This window comes from Rhizobium ecuadorense (assembly GCF_001187535.1).
Classification (GTDB): domain Bacteria; phylum Pseudomonadota; class Alphaproteobacteria; order Rhizobiales; family Rhizobiaceae; genus Rhizobium; species Rhizobium ecuadorense.
On record NZ_LFIO01001743.1, the window covers coordinates 1 to 19803 of the forward strand.

Here is a 19803-nt window from a genome sequence, read left to right on the forward strand (position 1 = left end):
GGAGGTGCGATCAGCGGAACGCCCATTGCGAGGATTGTCTGCCCACTCTCCCGGAAGAGATGACGATGACACCTGGGAGAGCGCGGACGTCGTGGCGATCGAGGAGACGGACGATACCGTCACCGTACTTCTCTGGCATCTGAAATACTCGCAGGCAGTAATGGGGCGCCGGGCGGACGATCTTTACCTCGTTTGCGGTCAAGCACAGAAGGGGGTGAAGGGGACATGGAGCTTGAAGAACCTCATCAACCACCTGACCGTGAGAGAAACATCACATCTTAAGGGCCGGGCCCGTTTCATTCGAGGCAGCCTGAATGACTTGGCCACGCTTCGAAAGGCTGCCCGACGCAAGTTCATCGAGTACCGGATCGGGATTGTACAGCCGGGTCTTAACGGTGAAAACATACCCGCAGAACATCTTGCGCTTCTGGGAGCGACTGCCACTTCATACTGTCTGTCACCGGGTGTCCCCTAATGACTGTCGCGAACCGCACCGATCCAGCTTAGCTGCCGGCCACCGTCTCCAGCGGCGCTACTTTCCATGACGGCAGGGCCGCCGCGAACTGTCACGGCCTTCTTGGGGCTTTCGATATCGAAATTGACGTTGTAGCGGTTCCACTCTGTAACAGCGGCAGAGCCGCCGACAAAATCAGGGGTAGGAATGCTCGATGTCCTGCCGATTGTTGCGGCGGGTGCATAGCTGCAGTGCAACATAGACGCTGGCTTCATGGCGCTGGCCCGAGTATTGCTATTTTCATCGAAGCGATGCTTCCTCCCGCAACGCTTCGAAGTTTAGACGGCCCACTCCTCCTCCCAAAGGGACGTCTGTGGGAACAGCGGCACTCCTCCTCCCAGGTCGCCGTTCGGTTCTTTTAGGAAAGCCTGCCGCACCTCCTCCCGCGGCAGGCTTTTCTATTTCGGGGCGATGGGCCGTCAGAGCCCGAGATCAAGTTGGGACTGGGGTCGTGCATTGCCGATCGGAGGTCGTCAGCGTTGAAAGCGTGACGCCGAGCAGCCGCACTGGCCGCTTGAATGGATAGACAGTCGCCAATCGACGGGGCATCGTTCGATGGTGTGCTCGAAGATCTTGGCTGGTTCGGCAAACGGTTCACGCCGGACATGCGCGCCGATGTGCTGCTGTTTCGAGCGGGAGACCGGCGGCTGGTTGCCGTGGATCCCAAATGGATCCCGCTTCGGCTAACGTTGCGTTTTTATAAGATCGACAGGACGCGTGTGGCAAGCAACCAAGTTTTCCTATCTCCAGCGCCGGCTGCGGGCGAGGGCCCGGTCGCGTCTTTGAAGGCCATGATGTTCGGCTGCGTCAAGAGCGCGGCCATGGTCTATGACGATCAACCCATCGTCGACCATTTCCGGCGGATCGACGCCGAGAGGATCATGGGCGCGAAATTTCGCTCTGCGCAAGTAAGGCACGAACCGTCGAGACGGCAGTTCCTAATGAGCTCATCGAAAGGTCATATCATGCTGAAATACAAGCTCTACGTACTCGTGGTAAAAGCCGACGGGAATCTCGCGATCCTCGCCGCGCTTGCCATGGTTCTTACCGCGATATGGCGCGGCGTTTTACCCATAGGAAGTTTCTACTGAAAGACTGGAGGTGCAGGATCATTCCTGCACCCTCCTCACATATCACCACGTTCGCAGTACGCGTGTCACCTATCTCTCACGCGCAACAGCGGAAACGACAAGGTCTGTCATTTGAGAGTTACCCGGAGCGCCCCACCAGTCGCAGAGGGACAGGTAGGAGAAGTCGCTCACACTGTCACCGTAGCCGATCACTGGGCGACCTGGATGCTCCGTCCGAAGCTTTTTGAGCAGAAATTGTGAGGCCACCCGTTTTGAGATCGCAGGCGGAACTAGCGCAAGGTTATTGCCGTTGTGGTGTCGAACCCAACCCCGTTTTTCTCGAATGATCGGCACAATCTCTTCAAGGCGTGAGCCGTCTCCGTCAATCTCTTTGAAGACAACATATGTCGCGAGATCAGCTTCCATCACCGACCAGCACCGGATGAGTTGCTAACGGAACCGAGGCAACGGCAACTCGCTTATGCAGCCGCTTGCTATATCCCGGGCTCCAGGGCGGAGATGTCATCGAGTACTGTTGCCATGCTACAGCGCTTCGCGGACGTGCTTGGCCAGCCATCGATCGTCGATGTGATTGAGGATCCGCTGGCAGTGACATAGTTTGTTCGTAGAGTAGCGTCTCGATCTCACCGAATCACATAATTATTGGTTTTCGCTCGTTGGTCACGGAGGCGCTTGAAACAATTCCATCGCAAATCCAGCCAGGACCGCAGATCGGAAAATTGCCATTGGACATCCGTCCTTTACAACGCAACGATGCCGTAATCCGGTTCAGTGATCGGGCCGGCAGAGGGCGGATTGAAACTGTGGAGGAAGGCTCTACGTCATAGGGCTGGCGCTCGCTGCAAATCATCGTGATCGAACGCACTGGCCATACGGTTGATCTCGGCTGACCGCGCACCGACCGCCTTGGCGGTCTCGCGCCACCTTGCGGTGTCGCGACTTCCTTAATGATCGCGCGAGCCTCGGCGAGCGTTAGGGCGTAGAGCCCTGCAGGTTCTTCCAGCAGGTCAAGGGAGCAGGTGCCTTCATCAAGATCAATGTTTGTCGTCAGCGCGCGCGCCTTGACATCCGTAGGCACTGGATTGAGGTCATAGGCAGGGGACAACGACCAGCTGGCTTTATTGAGCCACAGAAAGCCGTGATTTTTCTCCCCAGCTCAGAGCTAGAGCGGGCTGCAGCGAGAAGCGGCCCGGGTCCTCGAGCCAGGCACGATCATACTCAAACACGATTGTTTCGGCACCACGGGCGCGATTGCTCCGGGCCAGATGGGACGTGTGCGGCCGTGAAGGTCGAGATGAACTTCGAAATCAGCCATCGCGTGACGATCCCGGTGATCGCCTTGGGTGAGCGTGCTTGGGCAACTCTGCATTGGCCAGAGACTGGCCGACGCTGTCGTCACCGATGTCGGCGACTTGGCTCAGCCCATCTAGCAGGCCGAGTGCCTGGAGGACGCCTGCATAGATGCCGATGCTGACATTGGTGTCGCCGGCCTCGATCTTTTGAAGCGTTGAGCGTGAGGTGAAGGCACGTTCGGCTACTACCGCCATAGGCAGGCGGCGACGTCGACGTGGATGTCTGCGCCCAGTTTGCGCAGCGCGCGCCGCACCCGGAGGGTTGTGAGGTGTCGGAATTTGTCACCTTCGCACTACAGATTGCACTAGATATGTAGCACGAAGGTTACAATTTTTCAAGAGAGATGGTCAGAGAGAAAAGTGGTTAGAATGGGAATTGCGGATAGCGCAAGTACGAGCCAGGCTGGCAGGCGAAGAAAGATGGCGGATCTTGAGGCGCTCAAGATCGATGCCGCCTCCGGACCGGAGGCGCGATCGGAACCACTATCGTCTGCTGATGCGGCTTTTGCCGATTGCCAAGCTGCACCCGGCCGTTAGTCGAATGGGTGCTCCTGGAAGATGCGGTGGTGTCGGTGACCGTGGACACCTCGTCGATCAGGGTCGCAACGTGGCTGGTTTTGAGAAATCGGCGGGCGGACATTGTCGGCCATCAGGACACCAATTGAACTAGGCCATTTGGACTAGAATTTCCACTTATGGCGCGCCAACCGATCGGTTCCTCATGGATCGGGAAGCCGACCTCTACACAGCGGGCTCAATCCTCGAGAATAGTTGCTAATGACCGCTCATCAGACAATCTGATTGAAAGTTCCCCGCGAAGCAGCCATATATTTAGCTCAAATTCATTAGTGCTACGTAGGACATTGATCATGGTAGATGTGGAGCTGCAGGTCGCTCGGCAAAATGCCTCTCTTCGAGTGCAAGTCGAAGAAAGGCTCAGACAGGCTATTGCGACGGGCAAGTTCAAGCCGGGGCAAAGGCTCGTCGAGCGCGAGCTTTGCGAAATGATCGGCGTGGGTCGCACGTCCGTCCGTGAAGCGCTTCGGCAGCTTGAGGCAGAGGGATTGATCACAAGCTTCCCCCACAAGGGTCCAGTTGTCAGTATCATAACCTATGAGGAGGCCGCTCAGCTCTACACCGTCCGCGCGCTGCTCGAGGGGTTTGCTGGTCAGCAGTTCGCCGAAAATGGAACGGCGGAAGATATTGCCACTTTGCAAGATGCCGTTAGAGAATTCGAAGCGTCGGCGGAAAGCGGCGTGGGACACAGGCTCATCGCTGCCAAAAACGCCTTCTATGACTGCTTGATGGATGGCAGCAAAAACGTCTTCGTCAGGCAAATGCTAACATCGCTGCACAACCGGATCAATCTTCTGCGCATGACTTCGATGACACAACCGGGGCGCCTCAAACATAGCATTGCAGAAATCAAAGAGATTGCCGAAGCGATCCAAAATCGCAACGGACCCAGGGCTGCGGCCGCTTGTAAGCACCACATTGATATGGCTGCGAAAGTCGCACTCGAGTACCTGCGCAACAACACCTCAGGCTGATGCCATAAGATTTTCCGAAAATTGACAGATTGTCTGATGCTGGAGGTGGCCGGGTGTAATTAAATCCTTCAGGCACGGTGCTTTTGACAACGCAACAACCTCTCTGGTGTCCATCGGACGATAAGATGGGTGCTGCTTGCACGTCATTTTAAGTGAGGTGATTGAAGAAGCGACGGCAAAATTGGCGTCGTAGCGAGGGCGCGCCGGCCCAAGCATGAATTTTCCGATTGACAGATTGTCTGATAGGTCGTTAACTACTCCTCACTAACGGAGGTAGCTGATTGTGCTTGCCTCACATTCGGGAGCGGGACGTTGTCACCACGAAAAAATCTGCGCGTCGCCTTTATTGGTCTCGGCGCAATGGGCGGGCCGATGGCACAACATCTGTTGTCGGCTCAATTCGAAGTCACTGGCTTTGATCTATCGGCCGAGGCTAGGGAAAGGTTCGCGGCCGTCGGCGGCGTTCCGGCAGAGACGGTAGCGGAAGCATTCAATGGGGCCGATGTTGCGGTTACCATGCTTCCCAACGGCAAGGTTGTTCAAGACGCGCTCTTCAAGGATGGGGCCTGGCAATCCCTGAGTGCTGACGCGCTTGTCATCGACATGAGCTCATCGGCGCCCAATGATACTCGTGAGCTCGCAGAGCGCTTGCATCAGAAGGGCTTGCGGCTGGTCGATGCTCCCGTGTCAGGCGGAGTGAAGCGAGCCGTCGAAGGCTCTCTTACTATCATGGCAGGCGGTGCTTCTGACGATATCGATCAAGCTGATCCCATCCTGTGCGCCATGGGCGGCCAGATTTTTAGGACAGGCCCGATCGGCTCAGGGCACGCCATGAAAGCCATCAACAATTTCGTATCGGGAGCCGGGGTTCTGGCAGCTATCGAAGGCGTTCTTCTTGGCCGAACGTTTGGTCTCGATCCTAGAACGATCGTCGATATTCTCAACTCGTCGTCTGGCAAGAACAACGCAACAGAAGTGAAGATGAAGCAGTTCATCCTCTCGGAGACTTTTGGCTCTGGTTTTGCTTTGGGGCTTATGGCGAAAGACATTAGGATTGCAGCGGACTTGTCGAAGGCGCTCAATCTCCAGCTGCCGACATTGGCCGGTACCGCTGATGCCTGGGATGCTGCTCGGCATGCTTTAGGCCCCGATGTCGACCATACGAAAATTGCGCAGTTCGTGAAAGATCAGGCCTGACCGCGAAAAACTACGCCAAACTGACAGTTGAAAATTGTCTGATAATCTGTCAAATATGATGAAGGGAGCGAAACCCAATGGCCACTTTGGACAGGAAAGATAAGGGGTCTAAGGCCGGCGAGCGAACAGCTCCATCGGAGCAGTTCAAGCGCGGACTTGCTACTCGTCGGCAGGTGATGGGGGACGCTTACGTTGATGCGGCCCTCGGAAAGGCGACCGACTTCACCTGGCCGATGCAGGAACTCGTCACCGAGTATTGTTGGGACAATATCTGGAACCGACCTGGCCTCGACCGTCGCGCTCGATCGATCCTCAACCTTGGAATGATAGCGGTTTTAAACCGACCGCACGAGCTCAGAGGCCACATCCGCGGCGCCATCAACAACGGTGTTACGAAACAGGAGATCCAGGAGATCTTCCTTCAGGTGGCTATCTACGTTGGTGTGCCAGCAGGCATCGACAGTTTCAGGCATGCCCAGGAAGTATTCACCGAAATGGGCATTTGAGAATGTGCTGTCCCGTGAGGGGGCATGTACAACATGCGCGGAGTTCTCAGCGCTTATCAACAAGGGAGGAGCCTAAAATGGCGATAGATCTCAAGAAATTCATAGAATTCGTGCGGGAGGATTTCGAGTTCAAGCGCGAAACTCGTTATCTTAACGGTATATTAAAATGCGATTTCCCTACCCGCAGTGTAGCGCTTCATTTCGAGGACGGTACGTTGCTAAAGGTGGAAGAGGCCGAATACGACGACGACAAGTGCACTATCGTCATACGCGGGACCGGTTCACAGTGGGAGGCGCTGCTTCAGCACAAACCCTTGCCGTTTTATCAGTGCTTGCAGTCATCAAACATCAAGCATGGCCTCTACCTTAGCAGTAACAACGAAACCTTCGCGTATCTGCCTGCTCTCAACCGCATGACCACCCTGATGCGCAATGCCCGTTCTGAAGGAGCAGCAGCATGACCAAGTTTGACCCCATTATCGGCCGTTATCTCTATCTCACCGTAGAAGGTATCGAGTACCGCGTCTATTACGAAGAAGCGGGCCAGGGGATTCCGCTTCTCGTCGGTCATACGGCAGGGTCCGACGGTCGCCAATACCGTCATATGCTTTGCGATTCCGACGTGACGAAAAATTTTCGCGTCATCGCGTTCGATCTGCCGTATCACGGCAAGTCCCTTCCCCCCTACGGCGTTCGCTGGTGGGAGAAGGAATACAACATGACCAAGAAGTTCATGATGGACTTCCAGCTCGAACTCTCAAAAGCGCTCGACCTAGACCGCCCCGTTTATTTGGGCAGCTCCATGGGCGGCCATCTCGCGATCGACCTGGCATCGAACTATCCGGACAACTTCCGCGCCACGATCTCGGTCGAAGGTGCGTTGCGCTCGGCGGCGGAGTACGTCGACGTCGGTATGGCTGGCATCCGCAGGGAGTTCGACAATCCAAACGTCAATCGCACCTCCATCGGTGCGGCGATGATGCTGAATATCTCACCGTACTCGCCAGAAGCGAATGTCCGTGAAATCCAGTGGGAATACAGCTGCGGTGGACCGGGAATCTTCGCGGGTGATCTTTATTACTACTACTACGACCACGATGTGTCGCCAGAAGAAGCCAGCAAAATCGATACGTCGAAATGTATGCTATACTTCCTCACGGGCGAATACGATCCAAACACGTCCCCGGCCGATACCAAGATTGCTGCAGACCTGGTCAAAGGCTCCAAGTTTTGGACAATGGAAAAGCTCGGACATTTTCCCGTTACTGAGGACTATAGCGAGTTCCGGAAGTATCTGTTGCCGATTCTTGAGGAGATCCAACAGTCATCAGCAGCCCGGTCTAAGGTTGCCTGATCCTTTTCTCGGGAGGAGAACTTCAATGAGGTGCATTCTGAATGTCACACTTGGGGCGCTGATCTCGGTTAGCGCCCTGGCGACAACCGCTTACGCGGATGGTGTCGATCAGCTACCGGCTACAGAAAAGAAGATCTATGAAACTGTAGATCCGCAGATTCCATTGGGGGCGAGCGCCTACAAAGACTTCAAGCCCAAAAAGGGTCCTCCGTGGAAGATCGGCTATGCAAGCAGCTACGCTGGCAACACCTGGCGAGCCGCAGCTCTCGATGCGGTCATGAGCGATCTTTTACCGCGATCAAAGGCTGCGGGCCTGGTGTCTGATGTCGTGGTCACCCAGTCGGATCTTAAAGACGCCGTTCAGATCCAGCAGATGCGTCAAATGGTGGACGAAGGCGTCGATGCAATCATCATCTGCTGCTCGAACGTCACGGCTCTTAATCAGACGATCGAATATGCCTACAAAGCCGGTGTGCCGGTGTTCTCATTTTCGGGCTACGTGACGTCGCCATACGCCATCAATGGCGCGGCCAATCACGCGCAGGGCGGTGCCGAGATGGCGACGTGGCTGGCGGAAAAAATAGGAAAGAAGGGCAATATCCTTCTCGTTTCTGGTATTCCCGGTTTCGCTTCTTCGGACAGCTTTGACAAAGCGGCTAAGGAAGCACTTGCTAAGTACCCCGACATAAAGATCGTCGGTGAAGTTGCAGGGAAGTGGACCGACCAGGTGGCCCAGGTCGAAGTTCAGAAGTTTCTTGCGACGAACCCGACGAAGATTGATGGGATCCTCACGCAGGGGGCCCAAGAGAACGGCGTTCTCAACGCAATGCTGCAGTCAGGTCGAGACATGATCCCGATTACTCTCGGGGGGGAAGCTTCCGCCGCGTGCTACTGGCGCAAGAACCCCGAGTTTGTGGACAGGAGTTTCCATATTTGGCCGCCGCGTCGCGAGATGCAACAGATGTGGGAGATCATGCTCCGCACATTGGAGGGACAAGGCCCTAAGGTTCAGTCCTTCCTTCGACCCGTCTTGCCTTACACCATCGATGAAGTCCGCGCGGCAATACCAGAAGATTGCGACTTGAACTCGACAGACTTCGTGGAGCCCAAGGCGGACGGGTGGTTTCCTGCTGCGATTGCTGCAGACTACTTCGAACGCCCGGCTGATCCCTGGAAGCCTGTGTCGAAGTGAAACTGTTCTGCCCGGTGGGTCTTGCCACCGGACAGAAGTTTCTCTTGTGGGAGGACCGCCTCGCGCGGCCGTTGGGATTAGAGGATCTCCGATGCAAAACCAAACTACGATCAAGTTGATCAATGTTGCCAAGTCTTTCGGCGAGACTAAGGCCTTAAAGAAGTGTGATTTTGAAGCCCGGGCCGGAGAAGTGCACGCCATCGTCGGAGAGAATGGAAGTGGCAAAAGCACGATGGCGAAGATCATGTCTGGAGTGTTGCACCCAGATTCCGGGAGCGTTTCGGTCCTTGGAGAAGAGATTTCGACTCCGACTGACGCCAAGCGCATCGGGCTGACAACGATCTTCCAGGAAGTGCTGGTGGCCGACGAGGCCAGTGTATTGGAAAACCTGTATGTCGGGCGCGACGGCATCTTCCGCTCGCAGGGCGGCAGTGGTCGGCGTACCGAGGCTGAGGAGATCCTGAAACGCCTCGTCGGCAAGCCCGTGGATCTCGATCAGAACGTTGGGGCATTGCCTCTGAGCGTCAAGCAATGGATAGTTATTGCGCGAGCGGTCTTGCGCAGGCCGAAGGTCCTCATCCTCGATGAATCGTCTGCGGCATTAGACCTCGATTCCACGATCCGCCTCCACGAGGAAATTGATCGTCTCCGTAGGGAAGGTGCGACCGTGCTGATCGTAACGCATCGGATCGCTGAACTTGTCCGCATCGCCGATCGAGCCACGATCCTTCGCGACGGCGTCACCATTGGTACGCTCGAGAAGCATGAAATAACTGAAGAGAACCTGCTTTCAATGATGACGCCCGCGGACCGAAACGCAAGCGACGCGAAGGCGTACGAATCAAAGCAAGTAGGCGCCGCCGCGCCGGCCGTGGTAGCGGTAAGAGACCTCGTTACTCACAGCGCGGCAGCGCCCTTCGATTTCGATCTACCGAAAGGAGCGATCATCGGTGTTGCAGGACTCGACGGGCAGGGGCAGGACGCTTTCGTACGCGCCGTTGCGGGTATCATCCAGCCTTTTGGTGGTAATGTCCAAGTCTGGTCATCCAGCACCGAGAGAATGAAAAAGGTCGCATCGCTCGAAGACGCTACCAAAGCAGGAATCTCGTATATTTCCGGCGACCGCAAGCGTGAAGGTATCTTCCCTCAGCAGAGCATCTTCGAAAATCTTGCCATCGGCGTCTATCGCAAGAACCTCGGTCCTCTTGGTATAATCAATAAGGCCGGCCTCAAACCCATGTTCAAACGCGAGGTGGATCGGCTCCGGATTAAGATTGGAAGTCCGGCGAACAAGATCACCTCACTGTCGGGCGGAAATCAGCAAAAAGTTTTGATCGGCCGTGCCTTTGCAAACGAACCGTCCGTCATCGTCCTTAACGATCCCGCTCGCGGTGTCGACCTCGGAACGAAGCGCGATCTCTACCGCGAACTGCGCCTGTTCACGGAGAAGGGTGGCAGCGTGATTTATCTATCAAGCGAAATCGAAGAGTTCATCGGCTTTGCGGACCGCGTCGACGTCTTCTTTGCTGGAAGGCTTTTCCGGTCGCTAGCAGGCGAGGACATAGCGGAAGAGCCAATCTTGGCCGCAATGTTTGGAAAATCGCCAAACGCCTCCATCGAGTTCGATCTGGAAAGGACTGCATGATGTCTGGAATCGCATTCCGTCAAATCACCCAGGACCGTTCCCTCTTCGTGCCGGCCGGCCTATTCATTGTCCTTTTGGTCGCCGTTGCCCTACGCGGACACGGGCTATTCACGAACAACGGCCTCGCAGGTGCAATCCTTGTCGCCACGCCCTTGATTCTAACGGCGCTTGCCCTCACCCCCATTGTCATGGCGGGTCGTGGAGCAGTGGACCTTTCAGTTGGCCCCTTGATGGGGTTCATCAACGTTACCCTTATTACCTGGCTTGTGGGTAACGGAATTACCAACCCTATCGCAGTGATAGTATGGGCAGTCGGCCTGGGAGCGGCATTCCAGCTACTCCAGGCGCTGGTTATCATTTATGTGCGTGTCGCTCCGATAATCGTTACGCTGTCGGGTTTTCTTGTCCTCTCCGGGTTGAACCTGATGGTGATGTCCCGACCGGGTGGAGTCGCGCCCGACTGGATGCTTAGCTGGGGGGCGGGGACCGACATCATGTCACCTGTTTTGCTGTTGCTGGTTGCAGCGTATGCATTATGGCTCCTTCTCAGGGGGACTATGTTTTACCGCAACCTTCGCATGACGGGTGCGGATGAGCGCATGGCGTATACGAGCGGCGTTCGAGTGGACGCAGTCCGCATCATCGCCCACGTTGTTGGTGGAGCATTCGCTGGACTTGCCGCCCTCAGCTACACGGCGCTGATCTCCTCTGGTGATCCGACGCAGGGCAGCACCTACACCCTTCAGGCTGTTACGGCCCTGGTTCTCGGAGGTGCGAGCCTCTCCGGTGGTCGTGGTGGAGCACTTGGATCTACGCTTGGCGCGATCAACATGTTCCTCATCTCCTATCTCCTCTCCACCTTCAACTTCGGCACGGTTTCGGGGTTCGTTACCCAGATGGCATTCGGCTTAATCCTCGTCGGATCACTTCTCGTGAACGTCTTTGTCATCAGTCGCCGCGCGGTTGTGTAAGGAGCAAGATAATGGTCGCGACAGTTATGAATTCCGAAATCAAATCGGCTCAGAAGTCTAACCCGCTCAAGGCTCATCGGAGCATCGTCATTGGCTTTGTTCTTCTGGCCTCTCTCTTAGCACTCGGTGCATTGCTGGTCCCCGGCTTCGTATCATCCCAAAACGCGCGTTCAATCCTTCTTCTCGCAGCGTTTCTGGGGCTTGCCTCCATTGGCCAGACCCTGTGCGCTCTGGTCGGTGCGCTCGATCTTTCGATACCATATATTATTGGAGGCGCGAACATCCTCCTTCCCAGCCTTATGGTCGCAGGTATTCCCGCTCCCCTCGCGATGCTGGTTGTCATGCTCCTCGGTGCGCTTGTCGGGGCCGCCAATGGCGCCCTGAGCTTCCGTCTCCAAGGGCAAGCGCTGATCATGTCGCTCGGAGTTGGCTTCGCGGCCGTCGGTGCGGTCCAGATCTACACCTCACTCGGCTCGGCGTTTGGTGGTACAGTGTTTGCTCCGGTACCCGAATGGCTGAGGAACATTTCGGCGTTCAACGGAAAGTTTTTCGGCCTGTCGCTGCCTCCGGTCATCGTGATCTGGGCTATCGTCGCCATCGCGCTTGGATGGTTCATGTACAACACCTGGTTTGGCCGCAGCATTTACGCCGTCGGCGGAAGCCGGACGGCGGCCGCCCGCCTCGGAATCTCCGAATTCAAGGTCTGGACCGTCATCCATAGCGTCAGCGGTGCCATGTCTGCAATCACGGGCATGCTGCTACTAGGGTTTTCCGGTGGTGGCTTCGTCGGCGTGGGCGACCCTTATCTTTTCACCACCGTAGCAGCGGTGGTGATTGGAGGGACGTCGCTTCTTGGTGGGGCGGGCGGCTATGGCGCGACAGTGCTCGGTGTTCTTGTCCTGACTGTACTGACCTCGCTTCTAGTTGGCCTCGGACTGAACTTTCCGGCGCAGCAGGCTGTCGTCGGTCTGCTCATCGTTCCGATGGTCGCGATATACGCACGGTCACCACACATTCGAAATCAGATATGATCAATGCATAGAAAGGAAGATCCATGGCAATCTCCAGCACCCTGCTAGGCCGTTTAAAGGACCAGACTCTCGTTCGCGAGCAGATGCTGGTTGGAGGAAAGTGGTCGAGCGAAGGGGTAAACGGCACACGCATCAACGTGCTAAACCCCTCCACGATGGACGTCCTTGCCTCTTTGCCTAGCGCTGGTCTTGCTGAAGTGCGAGCCTCTATCGATGCTGCAAAGGCTGCACAGAAGAAGTGGGCTAAGGTTTCGGCGAAGGAACGCTCGCTGATCATGCGGAAGTTCTACGAAGAGGTGGTAGCTAACGCTGAAGACCTGGCCGTAATTCTGACATCGGAAATGGGCAAGCCACTGGCGGAAGCGCGTGGCGAGATTGCTTACGGCGCTTCCTACATCGAATGGTTCGGTGAGGAAGCCAAGCGTGTCTATGGTGACACCATTCCAGGTCACCAGGCCGACAAGCGACTGCTTGTCATCAAGCAGCCGGTTGGCGTTGTGGCCGCCATCGCTCCTTGGAACTTTCCGTCGGCGATGGTGTGCCGCAAGATCGCGCCGGCGCTCGCGTCCGGCTGCGCGATCGTATTCAAGCCTGCTGCCGAGACTCCGTTATCGGCGCTTGCATTGGCGATCCTCGCGGAGCGTGCCGGAATACCCGATGGCTTGTTCAGCGTCCTCCCGACGGATAATGCAAGAATGTTTGGCGAGGAGGTCTGCTCCAACCCGGTCGTCAAGAAACTGACCTTCACCGGTTCGACCGAAGTTGGCCGTATCTTGATGGCGCAAGGCGCCCAGAAGATCATGAAGCTGAGCCTGGAACTCGGCGGCAATGCGCCGTTTATCGTTTTCGACGATGCAGATCTCGACCAGGCGGTCGAGGGGGCTATGCTTTCTAAGTTTCGTAACGCGGGTCAAACCTGCGTGTGCGCGAACCGTATTTACGTACAGAGCGGGATCCATGACAGGTTCGTCGAGAAGCTGGCAATGCGCGTGAGTGCCTTGCAGGTTCTTGACGGGTTTGAGAGCGGGGCGACGATCGGCCCGTTGATCAACGATGAAGCGGTAGCAAAGCTCTATGGTCATATCGATGACGCTGTGACCAAGGGTGCGACTGTCGTGGTTGGTGGTGACCGCGATGCTCGCGGAGGCACGTTCGTCCAACCAACGCTTCTCTCGGGTGCCACAAAGGATATGAAGGTTGCGCGTGAGGAAACCTTCGCGCCTCTGGCTCCGGTGTTCAAGTTCGATACTGTCGAGGAAGTCATCGAACTCGCGAACGATACGGAATTCGGCTTGGCAGCCTACTTTTTCGCCAACGACCTCAGGAACGTTTGGAAGGTCACAGAGGCGCTGGAATACGGCATGGTTGGCGTGAACACGGGTCTGATTTCCACCGAATTAGCGCCATTCGGCGGCGTCAAGCAATCCGGCTTCGGCCGAGAGGGCTCAAAGTACGGAATGGATGACTTCTTATCCATGAAATACGTCTGCATGGGCGGGATCGGCGCATAGCGATCGCCCAAGGGTCGCTCGCCGACTGAACTTAAAGGGGGAGAGGTCTGTTGAATAGAGGCAGGACAGCAACATCCTCTCCGCCGGTTGCGAGGTCTCAAAAGGCTGGACTTTTCTAGAGGTTTCGCGGGAGCTGTCCTGCGGATCTTCCCTTCCGACCCCTTCTGGGGCCGGCCTTGCAGACGAGATTTCTGCCTGTCTTTTCGATTGTCGATCCTTCCGCCAATGCCCTACAAGGTAAGTCTTTCCCAGATAGCTTGTAGCCTTCGAAGAGGTAACACGACATGAACGAGCTGTTGCACCGTGGCGTTGTCGTTTCAACGTATCGGAGTCCTGAGCAGGAGCATGATCACCACCCGATCGATGCACGCGTTCGTCCTGAAATCGATCAGGCCGACGATGCTGCACGTGCCAGCGTGGAGGGTCAAGCGAAAGCCATTCGCGTCAACCAGCGACGCGTCAAGGTGTAGTTGTCGGCGGCCGCACCCTCAGTGTCGGTTTGACGTAGCCGCCGATCTTCGCCGGCGCCAGGCCTTTATGGTAGATCCGGATGCGTCCGGGTCATCCAGACGTCAAACGCGTAATGCAGGAAGAGATTCGATAGGATCGGGCTGACCACGCCCCCTTGCGGGGTACCACGCATCCGCTCAATGACTTCTCCGTTCTTTTCCATAGGCGCGGTCAACCATCTTTCGATGTAGAGCAGAGCCCAGTTGCATTTAACGTCTTTTCTGACCGTCTTCAGCAAGAGATCATGCGGAAGATTGTCGAACAGCTTTGATGTCGGATTCCGGATCAATCATCTGCTTGACCACCATCTGCGCGATCCGATCACTGACCGCCGGTTCCAGATCTTGTAGAGATTTCTCGCAAGGTCTTTGTCAAACATCTCCAGGGTCTCACCGTCCACCCGGCTGCACCACGGTTGGCTTTGACCGCTTTGTAAGCTTCGTACACTTGCCGCTTCTCAATCCGAAACGGCTTGTCTGTCGTACCTATCGAAGTCATCCTGTTTCCAGTTGTTCCAAACAATACGACCACCTGATCCGATCCCTTTGCTCCGGCCCCATTACAGGGCCCTCAACGCTCATACGGATCGGTCCGCCCCAGTCTCCTGCATCGGTACTCTCGCCTTACGGTTTCTCCGCTTGGGCTTCTCCCTTGGCATCAGGAGCCTGGTTCCTGCAGTTCCGGGTGAAAGCCTGTGTCCAACTCACGCCCCCTCTACGCCGGTCGCCGCCCGCCCAATCATCAGGCACCCGGCGGACTTGTCCCAGGATGACGAAACAGTCCTGGTTTCGACGACGCTTATATTCATAACGGCGCGTCTTCGGAGGGTTCACTTTCGTTCGTCTTCGGACACGCACCTGCTCGGATCTCGTCCGAACTTTTCATCCGGCGCTCACCACCACGGCTCTTTACCGCAGCAGCTCGGACTGGTTTGAGACCCGCTCCTGAAAGCCGATCCCGGAGGGCCATCCTCCATCATTCACGCAGCTTCACGTTACGGGGTTAGCTCACACTGAACTCCTTCCGTGCCTCTGCAGCACACTTTCGTCGATGAAGATCAGTTTCTCCGGATCGAGGTCCAATTGACCATCGAACCAGGCGCGCCGGCGCTTCAGGACGTCCGGTCGGTCCTGCTCCAGTGCGTGTGCGGTCTTTTTTTAAAGGTCCACCCACGGCCTCGAAGCCAGGCGCCAAGTGCGCTGCGGCTGATCTTCACCTGCCGCTCGACGGACAAGCGCTCAACCATCTCATCGAGCGTCACATCCCTACGCTCGTTGATCAACGCGACAACGAATTCCTCGTGTGCATCCACTGCCGAAGGTCGTCTCCAGCTCTGTGGCAGAGCAGTTAACTCACCCTCTTTCGCTCTTCAATCCAGCGGATCGCCGTCGAAATCCCAACTCCGAAACGAGCCGCAGCCTGTCGAGCCGACATGCCCGCCGCAGACGCTTTCAAAACCCGTATTAGGAGATCATCGCTCAGGGCCTGTCCCATCATCCACCTCTCCGCTGTGGATGTTGAATCAGCTTCGGTCGCTCTCGTCACCTCACAATCGATTCATCAATCGCAGGACATGTCTAGGTCGACCGCGCGCCAGCGCGACCGCGACCATCAGCAGGACAAAGAGCTTTGAAAACAGGAGACAATCGCACATCCCTGTAGCCAAGAGAGAAATGGCGTATCGCACGGGAGACGCTGCGAGCGCCCAGGTGATAGAGCTTCGCCTTGTGGCTGAACAAGCCAACTTCGATCGCGCAGGCCCGCCGCGCCCGACAGCTGGCCAAAAACAGCGCCAGGAGCTACGACTGGGGCCACGCACGTGAGTATGTCGAGGGCATGTCGCGCATGCTGCAGCAGGACAAACCGGATGGCCACGTCTTGGCGACCGGCGAGACGACGAGTGTCGGCCAATTTCTCGAGCGGGCTTTTGCCGACGTGAACATTACTTTGGAATGGAAGGCGTCCGGCGTCGACTGGCTACGACTCCGCGTCCGGTGCCTGCCTTGTTGAAGTCGATCCTCGATACCTCCGCCCGACGGAAGTTGATCTTCTGCCGGTGATCCGACCAAGGCCCGCCAGAAGCTGGGCTGGCAACACAAGGCCCCGGTTCAGGAGCTCGTCGCCGAGATGGTGCGCGAGGATGTCAAGCACTGGAAGGCCCTGAACAGCCGGGAAGAGCTCTGAGTGTACGACTTGTCCAACAAGAAGATCTGGGTTGTCGGCCATCGCAGTATGGTCGGCAGTGCGCTTGTGCGCAGGCTCCGATGCCGTGCTCTGCGGCAGTGGCGTCAGTTAGCGGGTCGAACGAGGAGCGCGGATCGTGAACCCGCGAGCGCGCAAAAATACGGCATTAGCCGATGATGTTCATACTTCCACCAGGTGCCCGGATTGCGGTACCGAGGCTTCGGGGCATATGTTCCTGATGGTCCTGCTTGTCTCGAATATCTCACGCTTGACGTCTAAGCGTTCGCAGATCGAAAGGTGCGGGATGTGTCATCGTGTGGGTCGGTCCGTCATCGAGGGTTAAATAGACGCACCGATCACTGGGCCGCCACCGTCTCTTCGGATAACTTCAGCTATGGGACCATGCTCTTTCATAGCTCAGGGCCATTCCGCTCGATCAAGGTCCCCGATGGCCAATCACTCATTGAGCATCCTATTGGGAATACTACCAAAATTACGTTTTCACAGCGCGTCGGCGGGAGGTTGAGATAAACATCGGCAAGGGTGGATCGCACGCGTACCCCTTCCAAAACCGTCGCAAGACCATTTCGGCAGAGCCTGAGAACAAGGTTGCGCAACGCCTGCCGAACACCGCCGAACGCAAACCGAACGCCAAGTTGCTGCAGCACTGGGTAAACAATGCGCATCGAATTAATGCCGTACCCCTCAAGATCTGGACGCACGCCCCACAATCCAAGCTCGCATACGAGTAGATCGACCTCGCCAACCCGAACGAAACGACGCAACAACCCCATGTGAGCGGCCACACCGTGCGCATCATAGCCTATTACGCGAAGCTCGGGCCTAGCTCCTGACCAACTACGAGCACCTTCGAATGGAAGGGCGTTGTAAGCTCCAGTTGGCCCATAGGTCTTCCGAAAGAAATCTGCGAGCTCCGTGTGGTCAGAGAGCTCCAACTCGTTTTCCCAGCACACTTTCCACCGCACCTGAGGGCTCATACCTAAACCTCCACTTAATACTCTGTCCAGGCGTCGACAGAGCAACTACTTGATACGCACTCGTTGGGGCGCTTCTAATGGCACTGGTATAAGCTGGTGAAATCATTTGTTTGGATGGAACTCATCCGTCCAATGGATGCGTTCCAATCAATCGGCCTGCCATCGGCTGCCGACGCCAGATGAAGCGGCTGCTCCAACTTCTTCGTGAACATGCCGCCTTGTCCATCATGCTGGATCATCTTGATCAGGCATCCAGGACATTGAACTGAAAAGTTGACCATGACTGAGAGGCTCGCTACTCAGGCAGAAGCAAGCCAAAGACGTTTTCGGCGATAATCAGGCAAATTGTCGAGATCACATTAGAACCCTCGGCGGAACCGGGCTGGTCTATCCCGGCGTCGAAAGTCGTCGAACGACCCGACCTGGCGGAGGGGTTTTTTCGGAATGTTCGGTTTGCGACAGTCTGATTCCACACAAAATGGGACGCGGCGATAGGCAGCAGCATTCTCCTGTTGAATCTGAAAGGGGTTCCCCTCGCAAAACGCCCTGGTTCGCTTTGGCTATCGCAGCCCATGGACCGGCACGCTGGGTATCGGCGAAGATTGCCAGAGGACATACTTGCCTGGCGATCCCGACCTCGGGAGAAGATGATGGGTACAGGAATGGATTCCTAGATCAGTGCGTTTCCGGTGCAAGTTTTAGGACCCCGGACACAGCAAACGCCTCCCAGGACTGGCGAGGCGGCCGCGAGATCGCAATTTTCTCCTAGATAACGGTATGAGGTGATCGTCATACCCTGGTCACCGGATGCCGATCGTCACGCACATGGTCTGGTACAGAGCCGGCGGCGCCGATGAGCCCCCGAGGAAATACTTAGTGACTGGCACGGTTGTTGCGTCGTCTCACGAAAGACAGCCGTTAACGAGAGGTCACGATGATGGATGTATGCTCGATGGGGATGGTGTTGTGCGGTGGGTACCTTCTTGCTGCATCCGCAGGCAGACTCGGCGGCGCTGAGAATGTCTTATCTGACTCGCCTTTGTCCGCGGCTGATGTATCGAGTTTCGAGACTTTCATAGTTCGCAGCCCACCGACATCACTCAATCTGGATCCATTTTATGCCAAATATGCTGACGCAGCGGGCATACCTATTATTTCGTCAAACAAGGTTCCAGACACGGCACTATTGATCTCACGTGACATTGTCCTCTACATGTTGTCAGAACGCCGTGATGTCCGCGATGCTTTAATCCAGGCTGGAGCGCGGGTGGGCGTCATGGCAATTGACGAGACGACGACTGATATTCCCGAGCAGCGGGATTGGAAGAAGCCTCTTCCCGATGATCCACGTCTCACCCCTGACGAGCGGCGGGATTACGCCAACACGATCGGCAAGATGACTGCCCGAGACTACTGGGCACAAAGGGCGCGCGGCATGGGCGGGCTCTACACGACGGGAGCTGTGGAGAATTTGATGGGCGTGCCGGGCACGCGGTATTACGGCGGGAACATTCTTGTTCACGAATTCTCACATAATATTTTCAACGCGCTGCGCACGGTAGATCCTGATCTCGTTGCACGAGTTGAACGTGCCTATTCGCACGCCTACGAGAAAGGCCTCTGGGCGTGTTCCTATATGGAGAACAACGTCGATGAGTATTGGGCCGAGGGCACGCGATTTTGGTTCAATACGAACTTGGCTTACAGCCGAGGCAATCTCACCATTGCCACATCAGAAGATTTCGAGGCTCACGATCCAAGCCTCTATAATATCATGGCCGAAGTCTACCGCCATGACCACCACATTCTGGCGGATGTCTATTACCGGCATTCGGCGAAGTCGCAGTAATGTCCTTTGGTATTGACTGCCGGCCTCATGCTGCAATCCCGCTGGAGACCCGAACTATCGCTGATCGTCCGTAATTTGTCAGAGCCAGCCATAAATTTGAGTTTCCGTTCAATTGAAGCGCCCATGTTGTTCCCACGGGTGCATACCAAGTACTTCGTGGCCGCTGGAATTGGCTCCTTGTGCAACATCGAGACCAAATGACCTGCCACTGAATTTTCATCCGGCGGCGATTAGAGCCTCGGCGGTCTTTGAAACGCTCCCAAACGTTGGACCACCGGATGCTAGAGTTTTCCGGCTTCATTCAGGGAGGCGGGCTGGTTGCGCCTCCCGAATTCACCAACGAGATCG

Annotated in this window: 16 protein-coding genes and 5 pseudogenes; 15 read left to right on the forward strand and 6 right to left on the reverse strand. The window is 56.3% G+C overall.

Annotated features, from left to right (window positions below):
• Positions 1-475 (forward strand): hypothetical protein (locus tag AF337_RS34955; RefSeq protein WP_244471375.1); only part of this gene is annotated, 475 nt, incomplete at its 5' end.
• 581 nt (positions 476-1056) lie between these two features.
• A pseudogene (locus tag AF337_RS46380) lies at positions 1057-1404 on the forward strand (DUF4334 domain-containing protein); the annotation flags it as partial.
• Positions 1405-1674: 270 nt separating this feature from the next.
• Here AF337_RS46380 and AF337_RS41355 read toward each other — a convergent pair.
• The 3 genes and pseudogenes from AF337_RS41355 to AF337_RS34965 form a co-directional block, all read right to left on the reverse strand.
• Entirely contained in the window at positions 1675-2010 is a 336-nt protein-coding gene (locus tag AF337_RS41355) for an HAD family hydrolase (RefSeq protein ID WP_012489465.1), read from the reverse strand.
• A gap of 416 nt (positions 2011-2426) precedes the next feature.
• Positions 2427-2752 (reverse strand): annotated as a pseudogene (locus tag AF337_RS46385) (type II toxin-antitoxin system HipA family toxin); the annotation flags it as partial.
• Positions 2753-2912: 160 nt separating this feature from the next.
• Complete coding sequence (locus AF337_RS34965) at positions 2913-3152, reverse strand: helix-turn-helix domain-containing protein (protein ID WP_008534330.1); 240 nt, start codon at positions 3150-3152, stop codon at positions 2913-2915.
• A 674-nt stretch (positions 3153-3826) separates the two neighbouring features.
• Here AF337_RS34965 and AF337_RS34970 point away from each other — a divergent pair.
• The 11 genes from AF337_RS34970 (at position 3827) to AF337_RS35020 (ending at position 14384) form a co-directional block, all read left to right on the forward strand.
• A complete protein-coding gene (locus tag AF337_RS34970) occupies positions 3827-4507 on the forward strand; it encodes a GntR family transcriptional regulator (protein WP_004668612.1) in 681 nt (226 codons plus the stop codon).
• 312 nt (positions 4508-4819) lie between these two features.
• Complete coding sequence (locus AF337_RS34975) at positions 4820-5704, forward strand: NAD(P)-dependent oxidoreductase (protein WP_004668614.1); 885 nt, start codon at positions 4820-4822, stop codon at positions 5702-5704.
• A gap of 77 nt (positions 5705-5781) precedes the next feature.
• On the forward strand, positions 5782-6210 hold the full coding sequence (locus AF337_RS34980) for a carboxymuconolactone decarboxylase family protein (protein WP_004668619.1): 429 nt from the start codon (positions 5782-5784) through the stop codon (positions 6208-6210).
• Between the two features lie 77 nt (positions 6211-6287).
• Positions 6288-6671 carry a hypothetical protein gene (locus tag AF337_RS34985; protein WP_004668622.1) on the forward strand — a complete coding sequence of 128 codons (384 nt, stop codon included), beginning with the start codon at positions 6288-6290 and terminating at the stop codon, positions 6669-6671.
• Positions 6668-7564: an alpha/beta fold hydrolase gene (locus AF337_RS34990; RefSeq protein ID WP_004668623.1), complete on the forward strand. Its 897-nt coding sequence runs from the start codon at positions 6668-6670 to the stop codon at positions 7562-7564. Before AF337_RS34985 ends, AF337_RS34990 begins: the two co-directional genes overlap by 4 nt.
• Before the next feature lie 25 nt (positions 7565-7589).
• On the forward strand, positions 7590-8756 hold the full coding sequence (locus AF337_RS34995) for an ABC transporter substrate-binding protein (protein ID WP_008534334.1): 1167 nt from the start codon (positions 7590-7592) through the stop codon (positions 8754-8756).
• A gap of 91 nt (positions 8757-8847) precedes the next feature.
• The gene (locus AF337_RS35000) at positions 8848-10401 is read left to right on the forward strand and encodes a sugar ABC transporter ATP-binding protein (RefSeq protein ID WP_004668627.1); all 1554 of its coding nucleotides are present in this window, start codon (positions 8848-8850) and stop codon (positions 10399-10401) included.
• Positions 10398-11372 carry an ABC transporter permease gene (locus AF337_RS35005; protein ID WP_008534336.1) on the forward strand — a complete coding sequence of 325 codons (975 nt, stop codon included), beginning with the start codon at positions 10398-10400 and terminating at the stop codon, positions 11370-11372. Before AF337_RS35000 ends, AF337_RS35005 begins: the two co-directional genes overlap by 4 nt.
• Before the next feature lie 11 nt (positions 11373-11383).
• A complete protein-coding gene (locus AF337_RS35010) occupies positions 11384-12403 on the forward strand; it encodes an ABC transporter permease (protein WP_004668632.1) in 1020 nt (339 codons plus the stop codon).
• A 23-nt stretch (positions 12404-12426) separates the two neighbouring features.
• Positions 12427-13914: an NAD-dependent succinate-semialdehyde dehydrogenase gene (locus AF337_RS35015; protein ID WP_008534338.1), complete on the forward strand. Its 1488-nt coding sequence runs from the start codon at positions 12427-12429 to the stop codon at positions 13912-13914.
• A 284-nt stretch (positions 13915-14198) separates the two neighbouring features.
• Entirely contained in the window at positions 14199-14384 is a 186-nt protein-coding gene (locus AF337_RS35020) for a hypothetical protein (RefSeq protein WP_004668636.1), read from the forward strand.
• A 68-nt stretch (positions 14385-14452) separates the two neighbouring features.
• On the opposite strand, the pseudogene AF337_RS46615 reads toward AF337_RS35020, so the two are convergent.
• Together AF337_RS46615 and AF337_RS35030 are read right to left on the reverse strand one after the other, a co-directional pair.
• A pseudogene (locus tag AF337_RS46615) lies at positions 14453-14922 on the reverse strand (reverse transcriptase domain-containing protein); the annotation flags it as partial.
• A 536-nt stretch (positions 14923-15458) separates the two neighbouring features.
• Positions 15459-15918, reverse strand: a pseudogene (locus tag AF337_RS35030) (helix-turn-helix domain-containing protein); the annotation flags it as partial.
• A gap of 231 nt (positions 15919-16149) precedes the next feature.
• Between AF337_RS35030 and AF337_RS43890 the strand changes: the two are divergent.
• Positions 16150-16608 (forward strand): annotated as a pseudogene (locus tag AF337_RS43890) (GDP-mannose 4,6-dehydratase).
• Between the two features lie 410 nt (positions 16609-17018).
• On the opposite strand, the gene nodA reads toward AF337_RS43890, so the two are convergent.
• Positions 17019-17606 carry a nodulation N-acyltransferase NodA gene (gene nodA, locus AF337_RS35040; RefSeq protein WP_004679687.1) on the reverse strand — a complete coding sequence of 196 codons (588 nt, stop codon included), beginning with the start codon at positions 17604-17606 and terminating at the stop codon, positions 17019-17021.
• A 934-nt stretch (positions 17607-18540) separates the two neighbouring features.
• Between nodA and AF337_RS35045 the strand changes: the two genes are divergently transcribed.
• Entirely contained in the window at positions 18541-19455 is a 915-nt protein-coding gene (locus tag AF337_RS35045; RefSeq protein WP_010034735.1) for a hypothetical protein, read from the forward strand.
• The last annotated feature ends 348 nt before the right edge of the window (positions 19456-19803 follow it).